Source organism: Neogemmobacter tilapiae, assembly GCF_014652215.1.
Lineage (GTDB): Bacteria > Pseudomonadota > Alphaproteobacteria > Rhodobacterales > Rhodobacteraceae > Neogemmobacter > Neogemmobacter tilapiae.
This window is the reverse complement of sequence record NZ_BMYJ01000001.1, coordinates 501,668-525,376: the sequence shown is the minus strand read 5'-3', so window position 1 is coordinate 525,376 and position 23,709 is coordinate 501,668. Positions and strand designations below refer to the sequence as shown.

Below are 23,709 nucleotides of genomic sequence, written 5' to 3'. Positions count from 1 at the left end.
AGAACTGCCGTTTCGGGCCTGAGATGATCCCGTTTTGTCCCGCATGCCGGGGACGCAGCCCCTAAGCGGGCCTTGGCTGCTGCGGGATGAAGCGTTTGCGGGCAGATGGCCGGGCGCGGGGAATCAGTGTAGGCCCGGGCCGAAGCAAAGGGTTAGTGGCCGTTAGACTTTAGGACGGGTACGGGCAAGCGCAGCGCACCGGCCTAAAAATTTAAGCATTGTTCATCAATGACTTGCGAATTTCTTGTTCGCGACATCAAAGCACAAAGGCAAACCAGAAACCGCTCAGAACCAACGTTGCTGAAATGCCCAGCCAAAGGAAGATGAGGGCTGGAATACGCCATCGTTTGCGCAGGCCATAAATCATGGAAAATGTAGCGACTGTGATCAGTCCAAGGGCGGCTAGGGCGTAGATGAAGCTTTGGACGGATGAAGGCGACGATAGAAAGAAGTTAGACAAATCATCTGGATGTTTGAGTTGAAGCCCGTTGAAGCCCAGCACTATCCAAAGCCAGACCGGAATGATCCCAACGAACCCTGCGGGCATCAGCGCGGCCATGATGAGCGCAGAAAGGCCGCGCCCCCAAGTAAAACGAAGGACGGCGCGAAGATTGCGGCGATTGACCCAAAAGCAAGCCAGCGGAATGGCAAGACCGAAGCCCGAGATAAAAGCGAAGATTGGGAGGAATACGAGAGAAGGATAGAGTCGATCTCCATATCTGTAGATGTGGGCTTCGTCCTGGCTGGGTAACCCCCATAGGAGACCAACCAACAAGCCCAAGATGCCAAGGCTTAACCCGATCATCCCAATCGCGGCGCGCGGGTTTTGCCTTGGATGTGGCATCGGTTGTATCTTTGTCATGAAGCACTCGCCTGACTGTTCGCAGAGTGAAGTCAAGCGCGGGGCTTGGGCAAGTGATGGAAACCCTACCCTTATGGGGCGGTCGTTCAGGACTTGGCAGGACGGAAAGGCAGTCTTAGACCTGTGGCATGGAACCGATGATCTTGCAGAGTGAGCTGCCCTTTCGGGCTTGGGATGATCCCGTTTTGTCGCGTTTGCCGGGGACTCAGCCCCTGAAGGGGCCGTGGTTGGTGCGGGATGAGGCCTTTGCGGGGCAGATGGCGGCGCGAGCGGTGTATCTGGCCGAGCGCCGCGCGGCGGGGGTGATGCTGGATGAGGCGGCGCGGCCTGCGGCGGTGGAATTGCTGGATCTGGTTCTGGCCGAGATTGGGCAGGATGCGGGCTATCGCGTCGGGCCGGACAAGGTGCTGCGGCCCGATGGGGTGACGGTGTCCTTGGATCGGGATGATCCGATGGGGACGCTGGCGCTTTTAGTGCAGGAAGACCTTTGTTTGCTGGACAAGCGGGGGGATGAGCATGTCCTGGTGGGCGCGGTACTGCTGTTCCCGGCGTTTTGGCGGCTGGTAGACAAATTCATGCAGCCGATGATGGCCATTCATGCGCCGGTGCATGAATACACGCCCGACTTGGGCAAAAGGGTGCAGCGGATGTTTGATCTGATCCGCCCGGAAATGCCGGTCTGGCGGGCGAATTGGCTGACCTATGACAATGCGCGTCTGTGGCAGGCGCCTTTGGAACCGGGGGCTGCGCCGCGCGCAAGACCTGCGCCGGGGACGGGGTATTTGCGCAGTGAAAGGCAGACGATTTTGCGGTTGCCCGAGACCGGGGTGATGGTGTTTTCGATCCATACCTATGTCTGGGATGTGGCGGGGCTGCCCGAGGATGCGCGGGAAAGCCTGACGCGGGCCGGGCAGAGGTAGCGCGAAAGCCCCCACCCCCATCCCCTCCCCACAAGGGGGAGGGGGGGCGCGATGCGTGGTGGCGGTGCGGATTGCAAAGCAAAAGGGCGGCCCGAAGGCCGCCCTTTCCGTTCAATACCCGCGACTTAGCAGGAATAGTACATCTGGTATTCCACCGGGTGGGGCGTATGCTCGTAGGCGTACACTTCTTCCCACTTCAGCGCCATATAGCCTTCCAGCTGGTCGCGGGTGAACACGTCGCCGACAAGCAGGAAGTCCATGTCCTTTTCCAACTCCAGCAGCGCTTCGCGCAGCGAGCCGCAGACGGTCGGGATGGCGGCCAGTTCTTCCGGCGGCAGGTCATACAGGTCTTTGTCCGAAGCCGGGCCCGGATCGATCTTGTTTTTGATCCCGTCGAGACCGGCCATCATCAGCGCGGCAAAGGCCAGATAGGGGTTTGCCGACGGATCGGGGAAGCGGGCTTCGACGCGTTTCGCTTTCGGCGATTCGGTCCACGGAATCCGGACGCAGCCCGACCGGTTGCGGGCCGAATAGGCGCGCAGAACCGGGGCTTCAAAGCCGGGGATCAGACGCTTGTAGCTGTTGGTCGAAGGGTTGGTGATCGCGTTCAGCGCTTTCGCGTGTTTCAGGATCCCGCCGATGAAATACAGGGCTTCCTGCGAAAGATCGGCGTATTTGTCGCCTGCGAACAAGGGCTTGCCGTCTTTCCAGATCGACATGTTCACATGCATCCCCGAGCCGTTGTCGCCCTTCATGGGCTTCGGCATGAAGGTCACGGTCTTGCCATAGGCGTGGGCCACGTTGTGGATCACGTATTTGTATTTCTGGATGTTGTCGGCCTGTTCGACCAGACCACCGAAGATCATCCCCAGCTCGTGCTGGCAGGTCGCCACTTCGTGGTGATGCTTGTCAACGCGGATGCCCATGCGTTTCATCGTCGACAGCATTTCGCCGCGGATGTCCTGCGCCTCGTCCACCGGGTTCACCGGGAAGTAGCCGCCCTTGTGGCCCGCGATATGGCCATAGTTGCCGCCTTCGCGCACCGTGTCGGTGTTCCAAGCTGCCGCTTCGGCGTCGATCTCATAGGCCACTTTGCGCGGCGTGACCGAATAGCGCACGTCGTCGAACAGGAAGAATTCGGCTTCCGGCCCGAAATAGGCGGCATCGCCGATGCCGCTGGCTTTCAGGTAGGCCTCGGCCTTGATCGCCGTCTGGCGTGGGCAGCGAGAATAGGCCTCGCCCGTGTCGGGTTCGACCACATCACAATGCACGCAGAGGGTTTTCTCGGCATAGAAGGGGTCGATATAGACCGAACCGGCATCCGGGATCAGCTTCATGTCGGACTGATCGATCGATTTCCAGCCCGCGATGGACGAGCCATCGAACATGAAGCCTTCTTCGAAAAAGTCCTCGTCGACCAGATCGGCGACCAGGGTGACGTGCTGAAGCTTGCCTTTCGGATCGGTGAAGCGAATGTCGACGTATTCGACTTCCTCGTCCTTCATCAACTTCAGAGCTGCTTTGACCTTGCTCATCAGGGTTTCCTCTACCTTGGATTCGTCACGACGGGCGGGCCTTGGCCCTGCCCGAATTCATCAGATCGCGTCGTCGCCGGTTTCGCCGGTGCGGATGCGGATCACCTGTTCCACGGGGCTGACAAAGATCTTGCCATCGCCGATCTTATCGGTGCGGGCGGCCGCGATGATTGCATCGACGGCGGTTTCCACCATGTCATCCGACAGGACAACCTCGATCTTCACTTTGGGCAGGAAATCGACGACATATTCGGCACCGCGATACAGTTCCGTATGGCCCTTTTGACGGCCAAAGCCTTTGACCTCGGTCACCGACAGGCCTTGCACGCCCGCCTCTTGCAGCGCTTCCTTGACCTCATCCAGCTTGAACGGCTTGATGATCGCCTCGATCTTCTTCATGGGCCGACTCCCCCGCAACATGTGTTAGTCGTCTGATCATGTTCGGCTGGGGGCGACAATCGGGGGCGGATCAGGGGCTGGGCGGTTGCGGTGGAAATCTGGGCATGTGATGAAATATTGTGCGATGTGATGATTGTCTGGGCGGTTTGAAAACTTTGGGGGCGGAATGGAGCTTTTGACGGCAGCGCAGATGCGGGCGATCGAGGCGGCGGCGATCGCCAGCGGCACGGTGACGGGGCTGGAGTTGATGGAGCGGGCCGGGGCCGGGGTGGTTTCCGCGATTCTGGAGGAATGGCCGGAACTTGCCACAGGGGAACGGCGGGCGGTGGTGCTGTGCGGGCCGGGGAACAACGGGGGCGACGGTTTCGTGGTGGCGCGGCTGCTGCGGGAACGGGGCTGGGCGGTGGAGGTGTTCCTGTATGGGGAGGCGGCGCGGCTGCCAGCGGACGCACGGGTGAATTATGAGCGGTGGCGCGAAGTTGGTGGCGAGGTTCTCGACTATTTGGCACTTATTGCTGCATCTAGTGGTGGGTTTGAAGGACGGGAGCTGATAATCGATGCACTTTTCGGCATTGGGCTATCGCGACCAATAGACGCCTATTGGCGCGAGGCCTTTGACCGGATTCATTGGCACAAGGACGTGGCCAAAGCGATTGCCATCGACATCCCTTCCGGGTTCAACAGCGACACCGGTGAAGTTGTAGACCATCCGCCAGAGGATCTTGCAAAAACTGTGTCCTACATTGACCCACAAAGGATCGCCTTTTTCGACATGACAGTCACATTTCACCGCATGAAGCGGGCACACAGAGTACTCAACTGTGCACGTCATTGCGGCAAGATCGTTGTTGTGGATATTGGGTTGGCCAATGACTGAACCTCAATTTCTTGGTCCTGCGGTCATACAGCTTGAAGTCTTGGGAAAGGCGGAGGGCCACAAATACAACCACGGCCACGCCCTCATCCTCTCTGGCCCTCCACATCACGGCGGGGCCGCGCGGCTTGCGGCGCGGGGGGCTTTGCGGGTTGGGGCGGGGGTGGTTTCGGTGGGGGCCTCGGGGGAGGCCATGGCGGAACATGCGGCGCGTTTGGATGCCATTATGTTGCGCGCGGTGGGGGATGGGGCGGATTTGGCGGGGGCTTTGCAGGACAAGCGGATCAATGCGCTGTGTCTGGGGCCGGGCTTGGGGCTGGATGCGCGGGGCAAGGCGTTGGTGGGGGCGGCGTTGGATCAGAGTCGGGGCGAGCCCAGATCGACGGTTCTGGACGCTGACGCCCTGACCCTTGTTGCCGCTGATCCGGCGCTGTTCGCCGCGCTCCACAAGGATTGCGTCCTGACGCCCCATGCTGGCGAGTTTGCCCGCCTGTTCCCCGACATCGCCGAGAAACTGAACGCCCCCGCCACCATAGGCCCCGCTTATTCCAAGGTCGATGCCACGCGTGAGGCCGCGAAGCGGGCCGGATGTGTTGTGCTGTTCAAAGGCCCCGACACAGTCATCGCCAACCCCGAAGGCCGCTGTGCCATCAGCGCGGCGGTGTATGAACGGGCTGCCCCTTGGCTGGCGACTGCCGGGTCGGGCGATGTGCTGGCGGGCTTTATCACGGGCCTGTTGGCGCGGGGCCTTGACCCTTTCAGCGCCGCACAAACCGCGGCTTGGCTGCATGTCGAATGTGCCCTGTCCTTTGGCCCCGGCCTGATTGCCGAGGATCTGCCCGAAGAACTGCCCAAGGTCTTTCGCAAGCTGGGGCTTTAGCCTGCCAACTCTAGGTTCGCCGCGAAAAACACGGTCGGCGCGTCAAAGGTCAGGCGAAAGACCTGAAGGCTGACGGCAGATTCGGGGCGGATGAAAGCATCATCCGCCAATCGCCCCGCCGGAACGAGCGCCTGACCGGCCCCCGCAAGCGCCCGCGCCCGCCAATCACGCACAAGAACCGGCTGTTCGGGCGACAGCAGCAGATCTTGCGATGGCAAATCAACCCCAAGGGTGCTTTCGCCCAGCCGCACGACACTGGCCAAGGCCACGGTCCGCGCCGCGATGGCCATGATCTGCCGCGCGCCGTTGCGCGTAACGACCCGGTCACCCAAACGCAAATCCTGAACCTTGACAGGGCCTTGCAGCGTCAGAACCGGCGTGTCCAGCACCAGTTCACCCGCCAAGACAGCCCGGGCACCCTGTGTGCCTGACCCGCCGTTTTCTTGCCGCTGGCGCGACCGTTCTTCCATGTCTTCCCCCAAGACGCTTGCTTTATAGATCACCCTGACGGGCAATTTTCGCAAGGGAAATTTCAGCGCCTTTGTTGCGACAGCGGGCCAAAGTTGCGGTCAAATTTTCCTCTCGCATCCGCCCATCCGCTTTGCTAGAAGGCAGCGAATTTGCAAAAGGCGGCGGTTCCGGCCCGGCAGCGGGGCGGACGGTTCTTTTTTGCAAGAAATGCGGGTGTGGCGAAATTGGCAGACGCACCAGATTTAGGTTCTGGCGCCGCGAGGCGTGGGGGTTCAAGTCCCTCCACCCGCACCAGAGAGATGTGAAGGACGGATAAAGCATGACGGTCACCCAGACCCTGAACGAAGGCCTGAAACGCGGCTATACGATCACCGTGTCGGCGGCCGAGCTTGACAAAACGGTTACGGACAAGCTGCTGGAAGCGCAGCCCGATGTGGAAATCAAAGGTTTCCGCAAGGGCAAAGTGCCTTTGGCAATGCTGCGCAAGCAATTCGGTCAGCGGATGCTGGGCGAGGCAATGCAGGACGCGATCGACGCCAAGATGAAGGCGCATTTCGACGCAACGGGCGACCGTCCGGCGCTTCAGCCGGAAGTGAAGATGCAGAACGGCGAGTCCTGGAAAGAAGGTCAGGATGTCGTTGTGGACATCAGCTATGACGTGCTGCCGCCGATCCCGGAAGTGGATGCGTCGAAAATCACGCTGGAAAAGCTGATCGTGAAAGCGGACGATGCGGCGATTGAAGAAGCGGTGAAAAATCTGGCGGCCTCAAGCCAGTCGTTCGAAGACCGGAAAAAAGGTTCGAAGGCGAAAGACGGCGATCAGATCGTGATCGACTTTAAAGGCAGTGTGGACGGCGAAGAGTTCCCCGGCGGTTCGGCCGAGGATTATCCGCTGGTTCTGGGGTCGAACAGCTTTATCCCGGGATTCGAGGCGCAGTTGGTGGGGGCCAAGGCTGGGGATGAGGTGACGGTGAACGTGACCTTCCCGGAAAACTATGGTGCCAAGCATCTGGCCGGCAAAGCGGCGGTTTTCGCTTGTACGGTGAAAGCCGTGAAAGAGCCGAAAGCGGCGGAAATTGACGACGAGCTGGCGAAGAAATTCGGGGCCGAAGATCTGGCCGCGCTGAAAGCACAAGTGGCGACCAGCCTTGAGAGCGAATACAAGGGCGCATCGCGGGCCGTGATGAAGCGGGCGCTGCTGGATCAGTTGGATGGGATGGTGTCGTTCGACCTGCCGCAGGCTTTGGTGGATGCCGAAGCGGGGCAGATCGCGCACCAACTGTGGCACGAAGAAAACCCGGATGTGCATGACCACAACCATGGCCATATGGAGCCGACGGAAGAGCACAAGAAACTGGCCGAGCGCCGGGTGCGTCTGGGCCTGCTGCTGGCCGAAATCGGTCGGAAGGCTGACGTGCAGGTGACGGATCAGGAAATGACGCAAGCCGTTCTGCAAGCGGCGCGGCAGTATCCGGGCCAAGAGCGGGCGTTCTTTGAATTCATCCAGAAGAACGCACAGATGCAGCAACAGCTGCGGGCGCCGATCTTTGAAGACAAGGTTGTCGATTTCATCGTGGCTGGGGCCAAGGTGACGGAGAAGGACGTGAGCAAGGAAGACCTGCAAGCGGCCGTCGAAAAGCTTGACGAGCTGTAAGGTTCGTTGAGACGTGTTTTGGAAAAGCCGCCCTTTGGGGCGGCTTTTTTATAGGTTGTCTAAGGTCTTTTTCGCACCTGCCAGCAGGTTCAGGCTGGCATGAATATGTTCCTGCCATTTCGTGCCACGAGAGAGAGCGTCTTGATACGCATCCCTAAGATCTTCAGGTCGATCTATTGCCAAGGCGCGGATAAGAAAATCAGCCTGTAGACGATCCTTGCGGGATTTTATGGCATCTGGCCCGCCTTGGCGGCGGCTTGCGACGATCAACTTGTGGATAGCATAGCGTTCGGGGCGCGGTATTTGCACCAGAACGCCTGAACGATAAAGGGCGGCCGCCTTGATCGGTTCAGCGATCAGGTAGTTCAGGAAATGCAGCGACTGGGCCGAGACGCCCAAGGCGGGCAGGGGGCGGATGTCTTCTTCCGGGCGGAAAGAGGGGGTGAGGAATTCGACCAGCGTGTCGGATTTCGTCTGCCGCCAGCGCCAAGTGGCGGACTTTTTCAGGGAAGGGACGGGCGCGAACTCCAAATCCTGAAAAGTCTTGGCAAGGGATTCCTCGACCTGGTCGCCCAAGGCCAAAGACAGGGTTTCAAATTGTGCGATGTCGATGTCGCCCGTCTGGGTGGTCTGATCAAAGGCAAATTGCAGGCCCAATTCGCCCTCGTACAGGCGAAAGGCTTGGGTTCCGACAATGGTGCCGCCCAAGCGGAAGACCCCCAGTTTGGCCATGGCGAACAGAATGGGGCCGCTGACAGTGTCTGTCGGCGTCATGCCTTCGGCGCGCAACAGCCGCACAAGCCGCGACTGGTGGCTGCGCGCTTCTTCGGCGTTTTGGCGCAGGCTATCGCGTTCGGCCAGAAAGGCGGCGGTTTCGGCATTGTCTTCGCCCAGATAGCGCTTTTTGACGCTGCTTCCGACACGTTGCCGTTCATACCAATAACGGCGCGTCCCACGTGTTTCCAGAAAGGCTGGCCCCCCGGTTCCTGCAAACTCTGTCCGATACAGGCTGCGGACCAGATCATGGTAGGCGTTTTGTGCCGTGGTGCTGAGTTTGATGGGGATCATGAGGCTGCCTGTGTTTGGCTCAAGTATGTACTACAGAAATTAATTTTGTAGTACACAAATCTTGGACCACAATAAATAAATTTGTAGCCCAAGATTGCACAACAAAAAACCGCGCCGGTTGCCCAGCACGGTTTCTTGTCAAGCCTTTGAAAAGGCTTAAAGGTCTTCGCCGTCCTGGGCTGCGCCCATTTCGTCGAACAGTTCGGCGATCTCGAACTCGGCCGCAGCTTCTGCTTCGGCGGCCAGTTCTTGGATCGATTTGCCCGACGCTTGCAGTTCGGCTTCTTCGTTCGAACGGGCGACGTTCAGCACGATCTTGGCCGAGACTTCCGGGTGCAGCACCACGGTCACGGTGTGCAGGCCCAGTTCTTTGATCGGACGGTCCAGAACGACCTGGCCGCGATCAAAGGTAAAGCCGGCGGCATCCGCGGCCTCGGCTGCGTCACGGCCCGTCACCGAACCATAAAGCGCGCCCGAATCCGAAGCGGAACGGATGATGACATAGGTCGTGCCGTCCAGCTTGGCTGCAACGGCATCGGCCTCTTTTTTGGTCTCAAGGTTTTGCGCCTCAAGCTGGGCTTTGCGGGCCTCGAACGATTTGATGTTCGCCTCGTTGGCGCGCAGCGCCTTGCCTTGCGGCAAAAGGAAGTTCCGGCCATAGCCGTCCTTCACTTTGACGACATCGCCCATCTGACCCAGTTTGGCCACGCGCTGAAGAAGAATCACTTGCATTGGTTCATCCCCCTCACTTCACGGCGTAGGGCAGAAGCGCCAGGAAACGGGCGCGTTTGATCGCCGTTGCCAGTTCGCGCTGCTTTTTGGCCGAGACGGCGGTGATCCGCGACGGCACGATCTTGCCGCGTTCGCTGATATAGCGTTGCAGCAGGCGGGTGTCTTTGTAGTCGATCGCCGGAGCATTGTCGCCCGAGAAGGGGCAAACTTTGCGGCGACGGAAAAACGGTTTGGTAGCCATGTTTTTACAAGCCTTTCCTGATGCCAGCTATCAACGACGGTCGCCGCCGAAGGACGGACGTTCGCGGCGTTCACCGCCACCGAATCCACCCCCGTCGCGGTCACCACGATCGCCACGCTCACGCTCGTCACGCTTTTGCATCTGGACCGAAGGGCCCTCGGCATGCGTGTCAACCTTGATGGTCAGAACGCGCATGACATCGTCATGCAGGCGCATCAGGCGTTCCATTTCCTGAACGGCAGCGGCAGGCGCATCCGATTTCAGGAAGGCATAGTGGCCCTTGCGGTTCTTGTTGATCTTGTAGGCCATCGTCTTGACGCCCCAGTATTCGTTTTCAACGATTTTGCCACCGTTGTCCGCGATCACCGTGGAGAAATGTTCGATCAGCCCTTCGGCCTGCGCGTTGGACAGATCCTGACGCGCAATGAAGACATGCTCGTAAAGCGGCATGTAGCATTCCTTGTTCAAGGCGCCTTTCACCGGACAAACCAACCCCGCCAGGTCTGTCCACGAGGGAGTGCGCCGGTCAAAAAGATGAACGGCGGGATGGGGCCTTATACAGATGGGGGCTGGGGGATCAAGCGGATTTCCTATTCCCTGACATATGCGTGAGGGGCGTTCGCTGGCAAACAGGTTCTGTTCGCAGGTGCAGAATTGCGGGAATCGCGTTTTATGTTGATTTGCCAAGGGTCTGAGACGGGCACAAGTCCCGAAACCCTAGGAGAGACGAATGAAAACCCTTGCGACCTCGGCCCTGCTGGCCAGCCTGATTGCCCTGCCGGCCTTTGCCGCACCGGAAAAATACACGCTGGACAGCAGCCACAGCCAGATTGTGTTCAGCTATAATCACCTCGGCTATTCGACCGGCTATGGCATGTTCTCGGGCTTTGCGGGCGAAATCCAGTTTGATCAGGCCGATCCGGCGGCGTCCTCGGTGACGGTGTCCTTCCCGGTGAAAACCATGCTGACCGGCTGGCAGGAACGTTTCGATCACCTGATGTCGAAAGACTTTTTCGATGCAACGGACGATGAGATGGTGACCTTCACCTCGACCGGCATCGAAGTGACCGGCGAAAAGACCGCGAAAATCACCGGCGACCTGACGCTGAATGGCGTGACGAAATCGGTGGTTCTGGATGCGACGCTGAACCAAGCGGGCGAGCATCCGATGGCGAAACTGCCGTGGGCTGGTTTCAGCGCGACGACGACCCTGCTGCGTTCGGAATACAATCTGGGCATGTTCACCCCCTTCATAAGCGATGAAGTGCAGGTGGAAATCTCGGTCGAGGCGCAAAAGGCCGAATAAGACTTTCCCAGTGTAACGAGTGTCGGGCCGCCCGGATGTTCCAGGCGGCCCCTTTTTTTACTTCACGCGGTTGGCGGTGAGGTTGACCGTGACCGTCGCCACAAAACCGACCGAGGATTCGTCGGGGTAGGCGGCCCCCATCTGGTAATCGCGGCGGTCCAGCGTGGTGGTGGCGGTCATCATGGCCTTGTCGCCGTCAATCGTCAGGGCAAAGGGCAGGTCGAGCGGGGCTTTGATCCCATGGAGATCAAGTTCGCCCTTGGCGAGATAAGTTCCATCGGCCTGTGCCAAAAGATCGGCGGTAAAGATGGCCTTGGGATGGGTGGCGACATCAAAGAATTCGGGCCCCTTGGCCTGATCGCTGACAGAACCAAGCGTCAACGAGGTGGTGTCGATGGTGACGACAACCTTGCCCCGGCTTTCGGTGGTGGCGGCATCGTCAAAACGGATTTCGGCCTGCCAGTTGGCAAAGTTGCCGGTCACATCGGACCCCATCTGGCGGATCGAAAAGTCCAAAGTCCCCTCAGCGACCTGCCAGTTGCCGGTGGTGGCGGCGGGTGCTGCGGCCTGTTCGGCCTGCGGGGCGGGGGCCTCGCCCGTCATCGACAGCGCGGCGGCGGTTCCTGCGGCGTAAAGTGCCAAGGCGGCAAACATGGGCGCGCGGTGGTGGTGGGCGGGGTGTTCCGGCCCGGCGCTGCGGCCTGTGACCATGCGGGAAAGGGTGGCATCGCGGTCAATGACCACATGCTTTATGGCACCGGCCACATGCAGGATCAGGCTGACGATCAGCACTTTGCCGAACAGCCAATGGGCAAAGCCTGCGGCATGTTCGACGGATTCAGATTTGGGAACCAAGGGCAGATCCTGCCCCAAGGGCCAATAGATCGGCGCAAAGCCGGTGGTGGCGGCATGGGTGATCCAGCCCGACAGGGGCACGATCAGCATGGCGGCATAAAGCGACCAATGCACGAATTCGGCGGCCAGCGTTTCCAGTTTGCGGTCGGGGTGCAAGGTGGTGGGGCGGGGTTGGGTGAAAGCCCACAGAATGCGGGCCAGAGCCACGAAAAAGGCGGCGATACCGACCGTTTTATGCAGGGAAAAGACTTGGGCCTTGGCGGCCAAAGCCTCGCCCGTGTCATAGGGCAGGCTTTCGGCATAAAGGCCAAGACCGATGGCGGACAGGATCAAAAGGGCCGTCAGCCAGTGAAAGGTGCGGGCAACGCTGCCATAACTTTGTGTGGTGTTTTGCGTGGGCATGGGAACCTTCGGGTGGTTGTTTGAGGGCGGATTACCATGCTGTTACGCGCGGGGCAGGTAAAACCTTCGCGGGGTCGGCGCACATTTGTTGTGCGGGGGATGATTGCCAAGAGGCGGGGCTTGCGCTTATTCCGGGTGAACAAGAGCAAAAGGGGGGCGCGCGATGAGCCGTGCATTCGTATTTCCGGGGCAAGGGGCGCAGACCATCGGCATGGGGCGCGCGCTGGCCGAGGCTTATCCGGCCGCGCGGGCGGTTTTTGAGGCGGTCGATGAGGCTTTGGATGAAAAGCTGTCCAGCCTGATCTGGGAAGGCGATATTGCCGAACTGACGCTGACGCAGAACGCACAGCCCGCGCTGATGGCTACGTCGATGGCGGCGCTGGCGGCTTTGGAGGCCGAAGGGATGGGGCTGGAAATGGCCTCCTTTGTGGCGGGGCATTCCTTGGGGGAATATTCGGCGCTTTGTGCGGCGGGGGCGATCGGTTTGGCCGATACGGCGCGTCTGCTGCGCATTCGTGGCAAGGCCATGCAAGAGGCGGTGCCGGTGGGCGTGGGGGCCATGGCGGCGCTGCTGGGGCTGGATTTCGCCGGGGCGACGGCGGTGGCCGAAGAAGCGGCGCAGGGCGAGGTGTGCCAAGCGGCGAATGACAACGACCCCGCGCAGGTGGTGGTTTCGGGGCATAAGGGCGCAGTGGAGCGGGCTTTGGAGATTGCAAAGGCCAAGGGGGCCAAGCGGGCGCTCTTGCTGCCGGTCAGCGCACCTTTCCATTGCGCGCTGATGCAGCCCGCCGCCCATGTGATGGCCGAGGCGCTGGCGGGGGTGGTGATCTCTGCGCCGCGCGTGCCCGTGGTGGCCAATGTGCGGGCCGAAGCCGTGACAGAACCGGACCGGATCCGGGCGCTGTTGGTGGCGCAGGTGACAGGTTCGGTGCGCTGGCGGGAATCGGTTATGTGGATGGAGCGTGCCGGGGTGACGGAATACTGGGAAGTGGGGGCCGGAAAGGCGCTTTCGGGCATGATCAAGCGGACGGTGGAAGCGGCAACCTTGCGGGCGGTCGGAACGCCGGAGGATGTGGCGGCGGCGAAGGCGCTTTAATCGGGCCAAGGCGGGGGGCCAGCCCCCCGCGCCCCCCGAGGTATTTTTGGCAAGATGAATGAGACAGAAGGACGGCAAGATGTTTGATCTGACGGGTAAGAATGCGCTGGTGACCGGGGCTTCGGGCGGGATCGGGGCGGCGATTGCGCGGGGGCTGCATCAGGCGGGGGCGACGGTGACGCTTTCGGGCACGCGGTTGGGGCCTTTGGAGGAACTGGCGGCGGAACTGGGTTCGCGGGCGCATGTGCTGACCTGCAACCTGTCGGATGCGGCGGCGGTGGAGGCTTTGCCGAAACAAGCGGCCGAGGTGATGGGGTCGGTGGATGTGCTGGTGAACAATGCGGGCATCACCAAGGACAATCTGTTCATGCGTATGTCGGATGAGGAATGGCAGTCGGTGATCGACGTGAACCTGACCTCAACCTTCCGGCTGTGCCGGGGGGTGATCCGCGGCATGATGAAAGCGCGCTGGGGGCGGATTGTAAACATTTCGTCCGTCGTGGGGGCGACGGGGAATGCCGGGCAGGGCAACTATGCGGCCAGCAAGGCCGGGATGGTCGGTATGTCGAAATCCTTGGCGGCCGAGGTCGCAAGCCGGGGAATCACCGTGAACTGCGTTGCCCCGGGTTTCATCACCACGGCGATGACCGACAAGCTGAACGACGAACAGAAAGGCAAGATTTTGGGGCAGGTTCCCGCAGGCCGGATGGGCACATCCGAAGAAATCGCGGCGGCGGTGCTGTATCTTGCCAGTCTTGAGGCGGGTTATGTCACCGGAACAGTCTTGCACGTGAACGGCGGTATGGCCATGATGTAGGGGTGTGACGGCGGCGGCGGGCCGTGGGGACGGCCCTTCATTGTTGTGGAGGCTTTTCGATGACCCGATTCTTTTTTGCCGTCTCTTTGCTGGCCCTGGGTGGCCCGGCCCTTGCCGATCATGAAACCATGCTGGGCCCCTTGGCCGGGGTGGCCGAGACCGGAATCACGGGGTCTTGGTCGGGTTCGGTCGAAGGGGAATGGTTCATCCTGCGCAATGATCAGGATGGGGCGGAACTGGTCCTTTCGGTGAATGCGGGCCAAGCGCCAGACTCGGGGCGCGTGACGCAGGTCAATGTGGCAATGCAGGCCGATGAGGGCACAGCGGCCACGGGCATCGTCTTTGAAAACCCGCAGGCCGGGGCGATCTGCGTGGCCGAGGTGACGGTGGGCGGCAGCGCCGTGCTGTTCTGCAACGAGAATGGTCAGTCGAACACCATCGCGAATGTGACAGGCGTCGCCCGGATGGATGGTTCGGACGTTCTGGAAGTGCTGGAAATTCCGGGCGCGGCCCAGTTCAGTGTGAACGGGCAGGTGATCGGCGAAATCGCGGGCTCTGCCGCCTTGGGCGCCGACATCGGCCTCATGACCTATGACCGGGGGCAGTTTGCGGTGGCCGATTTTGCCATCTTTGACGTGCCTGCCGAAGGGGGCGGGCTGGGAACGGGGGGGCAAGCCACCGGGGCGGGTGATCCCGAAGTGGCGCGGATTATGGGTCAGCCCTTTGCCGATGTGGTGGCGACAAAGCCCGTCCGTGAAGGCTGGTCGGCCTATACCCAAGACGGCTGGTTCGTGCTGGAAAACGCGGGCGCCCAGAACGATACCTTTGGCTATGTGGTCGATGTCGGCTGGGCCGACCAGAACGGGCGGGTCAGTTCCGTGCAGGGGGCGTTTTACCCGACCGAACAGATGAGCGCGGAAGACATCGCCAGTTCGACCTTTGGGCTGATGATCCAGAACCGCGACAACGGCAATTCCTGTCTGGGCGAAATCACGGCGCAGGCGAACGCTGTGCTGACCTGCTTTGTTGGCAGCGATGTGCAGGAAATCGGACGCCTGAATGGTGTGGCCAAAATGGACGGTTCCGACATCGTCTCACTTTCGGAATTCCCAGGTTCGGTGCAGTTTCAGGTGAACGGGCAGGTTCTGGGCCAGATTGACGGGCATCCCGCCCAGGGCACGGAAATCGGTGTCGTCGCCTATAATCCGGGGCGGTTCTTTGTTTCGGGCTTTCATGTGTCGAACATCCAGCAGCAGACTGGCACGGGCGAGGTGGCGGCGGCCTCGGGTGATGGCGGTGGGCCCCTGCCGATGTTTGACGGCGAATCGGGGCGGATCACCTCGACCTATCTGGGGGTTCTGACGGGCATTTTCCTGCATGAGTTCGGCCACGCGCTGATCGGCGAGTTGCAATTGCCCTCGACCGGGCCAGAAGAGGATGCGGTGGATATTTTCTCGGCGCTCAGGATTTCCTCGCCGGGGGCCTTGGACGGCGGCAGCGCCGAGGCGAACAAGATCAACCAAGACATGGCTTTGTATGCGGCCCTGCAATGGTATTACAGCGGGATGATGGCCGAGCAGCAGGGTCAGTCGGGCGTGCCGTGGCAGGATGAGCATACGGCGGATCTAAAGCGGTTCCGCAATACCTATTGCGTGATCTATGGCGGCAATCCGGGCCTGTTCGGCGGCATTGCCGAGGCGGTCAATATGGATGAACGCACGCTGTCGCGCTGTGGCGAGGAGTTCACCAAGCAGAACCGTGCCTGGCGGACAATTCTGGCGCCGCATACGCGGGTCAGTGAGTATTATCCCGAGGGAATGTTGGGGCGCGACGCGCCGGGGGCCAAGCTGGTGGCGCAGTTTGAGCCCTCCAGCCGTCAGGTGGGCAATTTCGTCAAGACCATCATCGGGGATTCGGGGACCTTCCAAGGCTATCTTGACGGCTTGTCCGCCGATTATGCTCTGCCGCGCGACATTCCGGTGATCTTCAAGGATTGCGGCGAGTTGAACGCTTGGTATAGCCCCAGCGAAGGCTCGGTCACCATGTGCTATGACCTGATCGAATATCTGATCGTGATGATTTCAGATATCGAGATGGGCACGCAAGGCGGCTATGCGGCAGGGACGGCGCAACAGGCGACGGGCACAGGCGGCACGGTCAGCGGCCAGGGCAATCTAGGGGCCAGCACCGCGCCATTCGTGGAAGGGCAGGCGGGGGGGCAAACAGGGGGCGCTACCGGCGCGCAACCCTTTGACGAACTGGCCGATATGGGCGTTCCGGTGACGCGGGTTCTGTTTCCAGCGCCGGGCCGGGGGCCGACGCCGAACGGCCATGCGACCGCCCGGATCGTGACGACCGAGGACGTGGCGACGCTGTTGACCGACGACGGGCAGCAGTGGGTCTTGATCGACACGCGGGGCGAAGGGCAAAGCCTGCCGGGCGCCTTGATCGAACCTTTGGCCGGGCGGGACGGCAGTCTGACGGATACGTTCCAAGCAAACATCGACGGCTGGCTGAACGAGGTGACGGGCGGCAACACCGGCGTTCATCTGATCTTTTTCGGCAATGGGCCGAATGACCGATCATCTTACAATGGTGCGCTGCGCGCCGCGGCGCTGGGGCGTTATGCTTCGGTGCTGTGGTATCGGGGTGGGGAAGAGGCCTGGGTAGCCAATGCCCTGCCGCTGGAATAGGCGAGGATGCGACAACAGGCTTGTGAAATGGCTTGTCTGCGGTCAAGACTGTGCTATAGGCGGCGCGATCCTGCTGGGGCGCTAACATGGCGCAGCAGCGGCCTTGGGGTGTGTGCCTTGGGGATGGTATTCAAAGGCCGAGCATAAGCCCGGCACAAAGCGAGGAACGGACATGAGCGACATCGCAGAGCGCGTGAAGAAAATCGTCGTCGAGCATCTGGGCGTCGAAGCCGAGAAAGTGACCGAGAACGCATCGTTCATCGACGATCTGGGCGCAGACAGCCTGGACACCGTGGAACTGGTGATGGCGTTTGAAGAAGAATTCGGGATCGAGATTCCGGATGATGCCGCCGAAACCATCCAGACCTTCGGCGATGCAGTGGGCTTTATCTCGAAAGCCGCCTGATCCGTCTTTCGGTTTGAATTTGAAACGGCGTCGGCCCCTTAGGCCGGCGCCGTTTTCTTTTGCGCATTTGAAACGGGGGGCGGTTCGCGCTCGGGCCCCTTTGGGGCCTTCGCTTGAACCGGCGGCCGCGGAAGGATTTCCAAAGGCAGGCTTGACTTTCAGAATTAAGTAAGTTTTCTTACTTATAAATGGAGGCGAAAATGGCAAGGTCAGACAGACGGGGCGAATTGCAGGATGCGGCGGTGCGGGTGGCCTATCAATCCGGGCTGTCGGGCCTGACCTTGGCGCATGTGGCCGAAGCGGCGGGAATGCCGTTGGGGGGGCTCTATTACTATTACAAGACGCGGGACGACATGGTGGCCTCGATCGTGGAACGGATGGAGGACCAGATGGCGGTCTGCGTGGTCGGGTTCGAAGCTGCAGGCGGGCCGCAAGCGGCGCTGCGGGCTTTTGTTGGCTTTGTGCTGGGCAATCGGGAAGGGTTGATGCGCTTTGGCTGCCCGATTGGAACGCTTTCCGCACAACTGCGCAAAGAGCCGGGTTCCCTGGGGCTGCGGATGGGGGCGGTGCTGGGGGGCATGTCGGCCTGGGCGGGGCAGCAGTTCGAAGCGCTGGGGCTGGAGCCGGGCCAAGCCGGGGCGCAAGGGCGGATGCTTCTGGTGAAACTGGAAGGTGCGGCGATGATGGCGCATGCGACCGGCGAGGCCGGTTTCATCGACGAAGTCGTGGCCGAGGTGTTGGCGCAGATTGATCGGCTGGCTGCAAGCCAAGCCCAACAGGGAGTTCAAGGATGAAACAGCGCGATCCTGCGGTGACACGGGTTTTGGTGACGGGGGCGACAGGTTTTCTGGGGCGTCGGATACTTGGGGCTTTGCGCGATCAGGGGGTTGAAGCCGTGGCCGCCTGCCGTGACCGCAGCAAGCTGCCTGACGGCTTTCACGGTGAGGTGCGTTTGGGGGATCTGACCGATGCGGGCTATCGCGCGGCGGTGGTGCAGGGCGTTGACGCGGTTTGCCATGCGGGGACCTGGGGGGCCTTTTGGGGTCATGCCAAACAGGAACGCGAATTGTTCCTGACCCCGGCCCTTGACCTGCTGGAACAAGGCCAGAAGGCGGGCGTAGGGCGGTTCCTTTTGGCCTCGACCGTCGCTGTGGCGGATCGGGGGTCGAAGGGATCGGCGATTGATGATTTTGCACCCTCGCGCAAGACGGGTTTCTGGCCGCATGTCGATGCGCTGATTGATGTGGATCGGCGCATGCAAGAGATGGCCAGCCCGTCGTTCCGGACCTTCAACATGCGGCTTGGCCATTTCGTGGGGCAGGGCAACAGCCTGGGTCTGGTTCCGGCGATCATCCCCCGCCTGAAAACACGGTTGGTGCCTTGGCTGGGGATGGCCCGGGCGCGGATGCCCTTGGTGACGGCCGAAGACATGGGGCAGGCTTTCGCCTTGGCGGCAACGGTTGAAGGGTTGCAGCCCTATGAAAGTTTCAACATCCATTCGGGCGCTTTGCCGACCATCCGCCAGGTCATCAGCCATATTGCCCGGGAAGCGCGTGTTCCGGCCCCCTTGCTGCATGCGCCCTATTGGTCGGGCTATGTCTTTGGCCGATTGATGGAGGCTTTGCCGACACCCACCCCGTTCCTGACACGGTCCATTGTTCATGTCAGCGAGGATTGGAACTGCCCGATTGACCATGCGCGCGATGCTTTGGGCTATGCGCCCAAGGGGGATTGGCGTCAGGCGGTGGCGGAATCGGTGGCGGAACGGCGGAAGGACGGCTTCCGTTGGCCTGCCTTGAATCAGGCAATCCCGGCCACAGCGAACTGAAAGCAAACAAAATGACCAGACTTGTTGTGGGGCAGATGGCCCCCGCCTTTGAAACGATGGATCTTTTCGACCAGCCGGTTTCCGTGACGGCCTTGCGGGGACGAAAGGTGTTGCTGTCGTTTTACCGCTATGCCTCATGCCCCTTGTGCAACATGCGGATCAACGCGGTCATTCGGCGTCATGCGGAATGGCAGGGCAAGGGGTTGGAGGTGATTGCGGTCTTCCAGTCCCCACCGCGTGAAATGCGGCGCTATGTCGGGCGACAGGATGCGCCGTTTCCGATGGTGCCGGATGCGCGCATGGCGTTTTACAAAAGCTATGGTGTGGAAACCAGTTGGCTGGGGTTCCTGCGGGGCGGTGCGCGGCTGTCAGTCGTGGGTCAGGCGATGGCGAAAGGGTTCCTGCCGGGACGGACGAACGGGCCGGTGCATCGGGTGCCGGCCGATTTCCTGTTGGATGAAACCGGGCGGCTGGCCCATTGCTTTTATGGCAAGGATGCGGGGGATCATCTGGATCTGGCGGTGATCGACGCCTTTGCTGCAAAGGGCCCCTAGCAGGATATGGCCCGCGCCGCTGCCGCTTGGTTGCGCGGCGGCTTTGGGGCGTGTATCAGTCCAACGGTCTAACGTCTGAAGGGGCTGTCTGCATGCGTCGGGTTGTTGTCACGGGTCTGGGAATGGTTACGCCTTTGGCCTCGGGGGTCGAGGAAACCTGGTCGCGCCTGTTGGCGGGCCAATCGGGGGCTGGGCCGATCACGCGGTTCGATACGACGAACGTGGTGACGCAATACGCCTGCGAGATTCCCTTTGGCGATGGCAGCAACGGCACCTTTAACCCGGACGACTGGATGGAGCCAAAGGACCGCCGCAAGGTGGATGACTTTATCCTTTATGGCATGGCCGCCGCCATTCAGGCGGTGCGGGATGCGGGTTGGGACAATCCTTCGGACGAAGAAAAGCTGCGGACGGGCGTGATGATTGGCTCGGGCATCGGGGGGCTGACCTCGATTGCTGAAACGGCGGTGCTGATCAAGGAGAAGGGGCCGAAACGGGTTTCACCGTTCTTTATTCCGGGCAGTCTGATCAACCTGATTTCCGGTCAGGTGGGCATTCGTTTCGGGTTCAAGGGGCCGAACCATGCGGTGGTGACGGCCTGTTCAACAGGCGCCCATGCCATTGGCGATGCGGCGCGGCTGATCCAATGGGGCGATGCCGATGTGATGGTGGCCGGTGGGGCTGAGGCGCCGATCAGCGAAATCGGGATTGCGGGTTTCAACGCCTGCAAGGCGTTGTCGACGAAACGGGCGGATGATCCGACCAAGGCCAGTCGGCCCTATGACGCCGACCGCGATGGCTTTGTCATGGGCGAAGGCGCGGGCGTGGTGGTGCTGGAGGAATACGAACACGCGAAAGCACGGGGGGCCAAGATCTATGCCGAGGTGCTGGGCTATGGCCTGTCAGGCGATGCCTATCACATCACGGCCCCCTCCGAGGATGGGGATGGCGGCTATCGGTCTATGCAGGCCGCCCTGGCGCGGGCGGGCGTGACGCCGGACCAGATCGATTACATCAACGCCCACGGCACCAGCACGATGGCCGATACGATCGAACTGGGCGCGGTGGAGCGACTGATGGGCGATGCGGCAGACAAAGCCACGATGTCCTCGACGAAGTCGTCGATTGGGCACTTGTTGGGGGCGGCAGGGGCTGTCGAGGCGATCTTCTGCATTCTGGCGATCCGCGATCAGGTGGCGCCGCCGACGATCAATCTGGACAATCCGGCAGTCGCGCCGCGTTTGGACCTGGCGCCGAACAAAGCGGTGAAGCGGAAAATCGACATCGCGCTGTCGAACTCGTTCGGCTTTGGCGGCACGAATGCGAGCGTCGTTCTCGGGCGGGTGAAAGACTGATGTGGCGTTCTGTCGCCTCGAATGCGCTGACGATGTTCATCATCGTGCTGGTGGTGGTCGCGGGGATCATCGCCTGGGGGCGGCAGGAATTTCGCGGGCCGGGGCCATTGGCCGATGCGGTCTGTGTGCGGGTGGAGCGGGGGGATAGCCTGAGCAAGGTCAGTGCAAGGCTGGCCGAGCAAGGGGTGATCTCCGACGCGCGGATTTTCCGGATCGGGGCGGATTATTCCGGTCAGGCCGAGGCGCTGAAATTCGGCAGCTATCTGGTACAGCCTGGTGCCTCGATGGGCGAGGTTCTGGGGGCGATGACGCAGGGCGGGGCTTCGACCTGTGGGCGCGAGGTGAACCTGCGGATCGGGGTGGTCGCCGCGGAAGTTCAACTGCGCGAGCTGGACCCGGCGACGGAGAATTTTGTCGAAGTGGTGGCCTTTGATCCGGCGGGCGAGGTTCCGACGGAATATACCGAGGTGGCCGATGCGCCGGATCTGCGGTTCCGGGTGACGCTGGCCGAGGGGGTGACCAGCTGGCAGGTTGTGAATGCCCTGTCGCAGGCCAGCTTCATGGCGGGCGAGGTGGCGGATGTGCCGCCCGAGGGCAGCCTTTCGCCGGGGAGCTATGAGGTGGACCGGGGCGGTGACAGGGCGGCGTTGCTGGCCGAAATGACCGCCAAGCAGGCGGCGACCTTGGCGGAGCTTTGGGAGGCCCGAGCGGGGGATCTGCCCTATGAAACGCCGGAAGAGGCGCTGATCATGGCCTCGATCGTGGAAAAGGAAACTGGGGTCGCCAGCGAGCGGCCGCAGGTGGCCAGCGTTTTCGTGAACCGGCTGCGGCAAGGGATGCGGTTGCAGACGGACCCGACGGTGATTTATGGGGTCACCAAGGGCGAGGGATCGCTGGGGCGGGGGCTGCGGCAGAGCGAGCTGCGGCGGGAAACGCCCTATAATACCTATGTGATCGACGGGTTGCCGCCGACCCCGATTGCGAACCCGGGGCGGGAATCGATCATGGCCGCGCTGAACCCGGACACGACCGATTTCCTGTACTTCGTGGCCGATGGGACCGGGGGGCACGCCTTTGCGACGACCTTGGAAGACCACAATCGGAACGTCGAAAAATGGCGGGCCATTGAGGCTGCGGCGGGGCAGGTGGACGAGGGTGGCGTTCAGGGGGAGTGAGGTTTTTCACGCGTGAAATGCGTGGTAAGCGTTTGATTTTGAGTTTATATTTTACTTTTTGAATGTTTTGCGATGAAAAGTGGTGCGTGCAAGCACACACCCTACAGGTGGTTTGTCGGCATCGCCGGAGGGGAAGTGGTATCCATGTCGAAGACCAAGGTCGCCATCCTAGGGAGCATTTTTCTTTTCTGCGCGCCGCAGAGTTTTGCTGAACCGCTGGACGTTTTCCGCGACTGCGATGTTTGCCCGGAAATGGTGGAATTGCCCTTGGGCGAATTCATGATGGGTGCGCCGGATGGTGAGTTTCGGCGACGCTTGGCTGGGGATGGCACCTACTACTCGGGCAATCCCGAAAATCCATACAAGAAGGAAGACGAAGGCCCCCAGCACAAAGTGATCATCGACATACCCATCGCTATGGGAAGAAATGAGGTCACTTATGATGAATGGATGGTGTGTGTCGCGGATGGTGGCTGCAATGGCTATGCGCCGTCAAAAATCATGCTCCAAAGTGGGCCCAACCCAATCGAAGTTGAATTGGGTGGCAGTTTTCCGGTGATCCGTGTGTCCTATGATGACGCACTGACCTACGTGGAATGGCTGAATAAAAAAACAGGGTCCAACGGTTATCGCCTCCCGACCGAGGCAGAGTGGGAATACGCGGCGAGGGCAAGAACAACCACGCCCTTCGCACAAGGTGAAACGGTTACGCCGCAACAAGCCAACTTTTCCAAACAGCTTACTCAGGTCGTGATGCTAGAGGATCGGCCCGATTTGTTGGAGCGTGGAATGCCTGTGCCTGTTGGTGAATTGGATGCTGCAAATAACTGGGGCCTGCGGCATATGTCTGGCAACGTGATGGAAGTTACAATGTCGTGCTACACAGAGCGTTTACTCAACCTGAAACTAAGCAGCGAGTGGCTGACAACTATTGAGAAGTCATGTCGTCGCACTTTGCGTGGTGGTGACTTCGCATCCCCAGTAGACATCCTGCGGGTTGCTTGGCGAGCACCAACAGACGCAGACTCAAGGGTGAAATATGTCGGATTTAGAGTAATTAAAGAACTAAATGCAGGGGGATATTGATCATGGGTACTGCTTTTGAGAGTAAGTTCTAGATTCGGATGGCCTTGCTGATTGCCATCTCTCTCCGAGATGAGAGGGCATGCGGTAATCGGACGTTGGATTGCTGGGCGATAGAAGCGAATGCGGGGACGAGGTTTTATTTAAACGTCCTTATCCGACGGCGCCGATGTGTAGGCGGTAGTTCCCGCCACTCTAACCCCTCCCAACGAAGGGGAGGGTGCGTGCGCTGATCGGGCGAGCGGGCGTTGGTGTGGGCAATTTGCTATTTCCAAGGCCGCGCATCTTCCGGCCCCGGTACGCGCCGCAGGCGCAGGGGCCAGCGCCTGCCCGTCCCTGCGGGCTGGCGCTTGGGTGCGGTCAGTGCCTTGATCAGATCGAGGATGCACTGGGCAGCATAAAGCGCCTCGTTCAGCCGTTGCAGCGCCATCCCACGGACAGGCGCTGGCCCCGCTTGGATGCGTTGGCGCGGAGTGGTGCGTGCGAGCACGGCATCTTGCCGG

General features: G+C 60.9%; 23 protein-coding genes, 1 tRNA gene and 1 pseudogene. 15 read left to right on the top strand and 10 right to left on the bottom strand.

All coding sequences use genetic code 11. The features are described 5' to 3' along the window. Positions 1–256: 256 nt before the first annotated feature. The gene (locus IE095_RS02655; protein ID WP_189410040.1) at positions 257–862 is read right to left on the bottom strand and encodes a hypothetical protein; all 606 of its coding nucleotides are present in this window, start codon (positions 860–862) and stop codon (positions 257–259) included. A 128-nt stretch (positions 863–990) separates the two neighbouring features. Here IE095_RS02655 and IE095_RS02650 point away from each other — a divergent pair, with 128 nt between their 5' ends. Next, positions 991–1,782, top strand: coding sequence for a heme-dependent oxidative N-demethylase family protein (locus tag IE095_RS02650; RefSeq protein ID WP_229804416.1), 792 nt, complete (start codon positions 991–993; stop codon positions 1,780–1,782). 125 nt (positions 1,783–1,907) lie between these two features. Here IE095_RS02650 and glnA read toward each other — a convergent pair whose 3' ends face one another. Together glnA and IE095_RS02640 are read right to left on the bottom strand one after the other, a co-directional pair. After that, positions 1,908–3,317, bottom strand: a complete 1,410-nt coding sequence (glnA, locus tag IE095_RS02645) for a type I glutamate--ammonia ligase (RefSeq protein WP_189410039.1) — start codon at positions 3,315–3,317, stop codon at positions 1,908–1,910. Positions 3,318–3,377: 60 nt separating this feature from the next. Continuing rightward, positions 3,378–3,716 (bottom strand): P-II family nitrogen regulator, encoded by a 339-nt coding sequence (locus IE095_RS02640; RefSeq protein WP_189410038.1) that lies wholly within the window; start codon positions 3,714–3,716, stop codon positions 3,378–3,380. Positions 3,717–3,882: 166 nt separating this feature from the next. On the opposite strand from IE095_RS02640, the pseudogene IE095_RS18705 reads away from it, so the two are divergent. Then, positions 3,883–5,470, top strand: a pseudogene (locus IE095_RS18705) (NAD(P)H-hydrate dehydratase). On the opposite strand, the gene IE095_RS02630 reads toward IE095_RS18705, so the two are convergent. Then, the gene (locus IE095_RS02630) at positions 5,467–5,973 is read right to left on the bottom strand and encodes a Hint domain-containing protein (protein WP_189410037.1); all 507 of its coding nucleotides are present in this window, start codon (positions 5,971–5,973) and stop codon (positions 5,467–5,469) included. The pseudogene IE095_RS18705 and the gene IE095_RS02630 sit on opposite strands and share 4 nt — an antisense overlap. A 177-nt stretch (positions 5,974–6,150) precedes the next feature. Here IE095_RS02630 and IE095_RS02625 point away from each other — a divergent pair. Both IE095_RS02625 and tig read left to right on the top strand, forming a co-directional pair. Next, a tRNA-Leu gene (locus IE095_RS02625) sits at positions 6,151–6,235 on the top strand. A gap of 25 nt (positions 6,236–6,260) precedes the next feature. Further along, the gene (gene tig / locus IE095_RS02620) at positions 6,261–7,595 is read left to right on the top strand and encodes a trigger factor (RefSeq protein ID WP_189410036.1); all 1,335 of its coding nucleotides are present in this window, start codon (positions 6,261–6,263) and stop codon (positions 7,593–7,595) included. A gap of 48 nt (positions 7,596–7,643) precedes the next feature. On the opposite strand, the gene IE095_RS02615 is transcribed toward tig, so the two are convergent. From IE095_RS02615 to rpsF, 4 genes are all read right to left on the bottom strand, one after another. Continuing rightward, positions 7,644–8,663 (bottom strand): nucleotidyltransferase family protein, encoded by a 1,020-nt coding sequence (locus tag IE095_RS02615; RefSeq protein ID WP_189410035.1) that lies wholly within the window; start codon positions 8,661–8,663, stop codon positions 7,644–7,646. A 156-nt stretch (positions 8,664–8,819) separates the two neighbouring features. Continuing rightward, a complete protein-coding gene (gene rplI / locus IE095_RS02610; protein ID WP_189410034.1) occupies positions 8,820–9,395 on the bottom strand; it encodes a 50S ribosomal protein L9 in 576 nt (191 codons plus the stop codon). A gap of 13 nt (positions 9,396–9,408) precedes the next feature. Then, on the bottom strand, positions 9,409–9,636 hold the full coding sequence (gene rpsR, locus IE095_RS02605; RefSeq protein ID WP_189410033.1) for a 30S ribosomal protein S18: 228 nt from the start codon (positions 9,634–9,636) through the stop codon (positions 9,409–9,411). A gap of 30 nt (positions 9,637–9,666) precedes the next feature. Continuing rightward, entirely contained in the window at positions 9,667–10,086 is a 420-nt protein-coding gene (gene rpsF / locus IE095_RS02600; protein ID WP_189410143.1) for a 30S ribosomal protein S6, read from the bottom strand. A gap of 280 nt (positions 10,087–10,366) precedes the next feature. Between rpsF and IE095_RS02595 the strand changes: the two genes are divergently transcribed. Next, the gene (locus IE095_RS02595) at positions 10,367–10,942 is read left to right on the top strand and encodes a YceI family protein (RefSeq protein WP_189410031.1); all 576 of its coding nucleotides are present in this window, start codon (positions 10,367–10,369) and stop codon (positions 10,940–10,942) included. Positions 10,943–10,999: 57 nt separating this feature from the next. Here the strand turns inward: IE095_RS02595 and IE095_RS02590 are convergent, their stop codons facing one another. Continuing rightward, a complete protein-coding gene (locus tag IE095_RS02590; RefSeq protein ID WP_189410029.1) occupies positions 11,000–12,199 on the bottom strand; it encodes a cytochrome b/b6 domain-containing protein in 1,200 nt (399 codons plus the stop codon). A gap of 163 nt (positions 12,200–12,362) precedes the next feature. On the opposite strand from IE095_RS02590, the gene fabD reads away from it, so the two are divergent. The 10 genes from fabD to IE095_RS02540 all read left to right on the top strand — a co-directional run bounded on the left by fabD (position 12,363) and on the right by IE095_RS02540 (position 23,209). Continuing rightward, positions 12,363–13,295, top strand: a complete 933-nt coding sequence (gene fabD, locus IE095_RS02585; protein ID WP_189410027.1) for an ACP S-malonyltransferase — start codon at positions 12,363–12,365, stop codon at positions 13,293–13,295. A gap of 79 nt (positions 13,296–13,374) precedes the next feature. Beyond that, a complete protein-coding gene (fabG, locus tag IE095_RS02580; protein ID WP_189410142.1) occupies positions 13,375–14,112 on the top strand; it encodes a 3-oxoacyl-[acyl-carrier-protein] reductase in 738 nt (245 codons plus the stop codon). 59 nt (positions 14,113–14,171) lie between these two features. Continuing rightward, positions 14,172–16,805, top strand: coding sequence for a DUF4344 domain-containing metallopeptidase (locus IE095_RS02575; protein WP_189410025.1), 2,634 nt, complete (start codon positions 14,172–14,174; stop codon positions 16,803–16,805). 172 nt (positions 16,806–16,977) lie between these two features. Continuing rightward, positions 16,978–17,211 (top strand): acyl carrier protein, encoded by a 234-nt coding sequence (locus IE095_RS02570; RefSeq protein ID WP_189410023.1) that lies wholly within the window; start codon positions 16,978–16,980, stop codon positions 17,209–17,211. 200 nt (positions 17,212–17,411) lie between these two features. Next, positions 17,412–18,005: a TetR/AcrR family transcriptional regulator gene (locus IE095_RS02565; protein ID WP_189410021.1), complete on the top strand. Its 594-nt coding sequence runs from the start codon at positions 17,412–17,414 to the stop codon at positions 18,003–18,005. After that, positions 18,002–19,039, top strand: a complete 1,038-nt coding sequence (locus IE095_RS02560; protein WP_189410019.1) for an NAD-dependent epimerase/dehydratase family protein — start codon at positions 18,002–18,004, stop codon at positions 19,037–19,039. The genes IE095_RS02565 and IE095_RS02560 overlap by 4 nt, the downstream gene beginning before the upstream one ends. An 11-nt stretch (positions 19,040–19,050) precedes the next feature. After that, entirely contained in the window at positions 19,051–19,593 is a 543-nt protein-coding gene (locus tag IE095_RS02555) for a peroxiredoxin family protein (protein ID WP_189410017.1), read from the top strand. A 92-nt stretch (positions 19,594–19,685) separates the two neighbouring features. Then, entirely contained in the window at positions 19,686–20,948 is a 1,263-nt protein-coding gene (gene fabF, locus IE095_RS02550; protein ID WP_189410015.1) for a beta-ketoacyl-ACP synthase II, read from the top strand. After that, positions 20,948–22,123, top strand: a complete 1,176-nt coding sequence (mltG, locus tag IE095_RS02545; protein WP_189410013.1) for an endolytic transglycosylase MltG — start codon at positions 20,948–20,950, stop codon at positions 22,121–22,123. The genes fabF and mltG overlap by 1 nt, the downstream gene beginning before the upstream one ends. Positions 22,124–22,267: 144 nt before the next feature. Next, a complete protein-coding gene (locus IE095_RS02540; protein ID WP_189410011.1) occupies positions 22,268–23,209 on the top strand; it encodes a formylglycine-generating enzyme family protein in 942 nt (313 codons plus the stop codon). A gap of 262 nt (positions 23,210–23,471) precedes the next feature. Here the strand turns inward: IE095_RS02540 and IE095_RS02535 are convergent, their stop codons facing one another. Next, positions 23,472–23,696 (bottom strand): hypothetical protein, encoded by a 225-nt coding sequence (locus IE095_RS02535; protein WP_189410009.1) that lies wholly within the window; start codon positions 23,694–23,696, stop codon positions 23,472–23,474. Positions 23,697–23,709 lie beyond the last annotated feature (13 nt).

Coding starts and splice junctions, on each gene's coding strand:
- IE095_RS02640 (WP_189410038.1), bottom strand. CDS start 3,716: ATGAAGAAGATCGAGGCGATCATCAAGCCGTTCAAGCTGGATGAGGTC.
- mltG (WP_189410013.1), top strand. CDS start 20,948: ATGTGGCGTTCTGTCGCCTCGAATGCGCTGACGATGTTCATCATCGTG.
- IE095_RS02570 (WP_189410023.1), top strand. CDS start 16,978: ATGAGCGACATCGCAGAGCGCGTGAAGAAAATCGTCGTCGAGCATCTG.
- IE095_RS02540 (WP_189410011.1), top strand. CDS start 22,268: ATGTCGAAGACCAAGGTCGCCATCCTAGGGAGCATTTTTCTTTTCTGC.
- glnA (WP_189410039.1), bottom strand. CDS start 3,317: ATGAGCAAGGTCAAAGCAGCTCTGAAGTTGATGAAGGACGAGGAAGTC.
- IE095_RS02595 (WP_189410031.1), top strand. CDS start 10,367: ATGAAAACCCTTGCGACCTCGGCCCTGCTGGCCAGCCTGATTGCCCTG.
- IE095_RS02650 (WP_229804416.1), top strand. CDS start 991: ATGGAACCGATGATCTTGCAGAGTGAGCTGCCCTTTCGGGCTTGGGAT.
- rplI (WP_189410034.1), bottom strand. CDS start 9,395: ATGCAAGTGATTCTTCTTCAGCGCGTGGCCAAACTGGGTCAGATGGGC.
- fabD (WP_189410027.1), top strand. CDS start 12,363: ATGAGCCGTGCATTCGTATTTCCGGGGCAAGGGGCGCAGACCATCGGC.
- tig (WP_189410036.1), top strand. CDS start 6,261: ATGACGGTCACCCAGACCCTGAACGAAGGCCTGAAACGCGGCTATACG.
- IE095_RS02655 (WP_189410040.1), bottom strand. CDS start 862: ATGACAAAGATACAACCGATGCCACATCCAAGGCAAAACCCGCGCGCC.
- IE095_RS02560 (WP_189410019.1), top strand. CDS start 18,002: ATGAAACAGCGCGATCCTGCGGTGACACGGGTTTTGGTGACGGGGGCG.
- IE095_RS02575 (WP_189410025.1), top strand. CDS start 14,172: ATGACCCGATTCTTTTTTGCCGTCTCTTTGCTGGCCCTGGGTGGCCCG.
- rpsR (WP_189410033.1), bottom strand. CDS start 9,636: ATGGCTACCAAACCGTTTTTCCGTCGCCGCAAAGTTTGCCCCTTCTCG.
- fabF (WP_189410015.1), top strand. CDS start 19,686: ATGCGTCGGGTTGTTGTCACGGGTCTGGGAATGGTTACGCCTTTGGCC.
- IE095_RS02565 (WP_189410021.1), top strand. CDS start 17,412: ATGGCAAGGTCAGACAGACGGGGCGAATTGCAGGATGCGGCGGTGCGG.
- fabG (WP_189410142.1), top strand. CDS start 13,375: ATGTTTGATCTGACGGGTAAGAATGCGCTGGTGACCGGGGCTTCGGGC.
- IE095_RS02615 (WP_189410035.1), bottom strand. CDS start 8,663: ATGATCCCCATCAAACTCAGCACCACGGCACAAAACGCCTACCATGAT.
- IE095_RS02555 (WP_189410017.1), top strand. CDS start 19,051: ATGACCAGACTTGTTGTGGGGCAGATGGCCCCCGCCTTTGAAACGATG.
- rpsF (WP_189410143.1), bottom strand. CDS start 10,086: ATGCCGCTTTACGAGCATGTCTTCATTGCGCGTCAGGATCTGTCCAAC.
- IE095_RS02590 (WP_189410029.1), bottom strand. CDS start 12,199: ATGCCCACGCAAAACACCACACAAAGTTATGGCAGCGTTGCCCGCACC.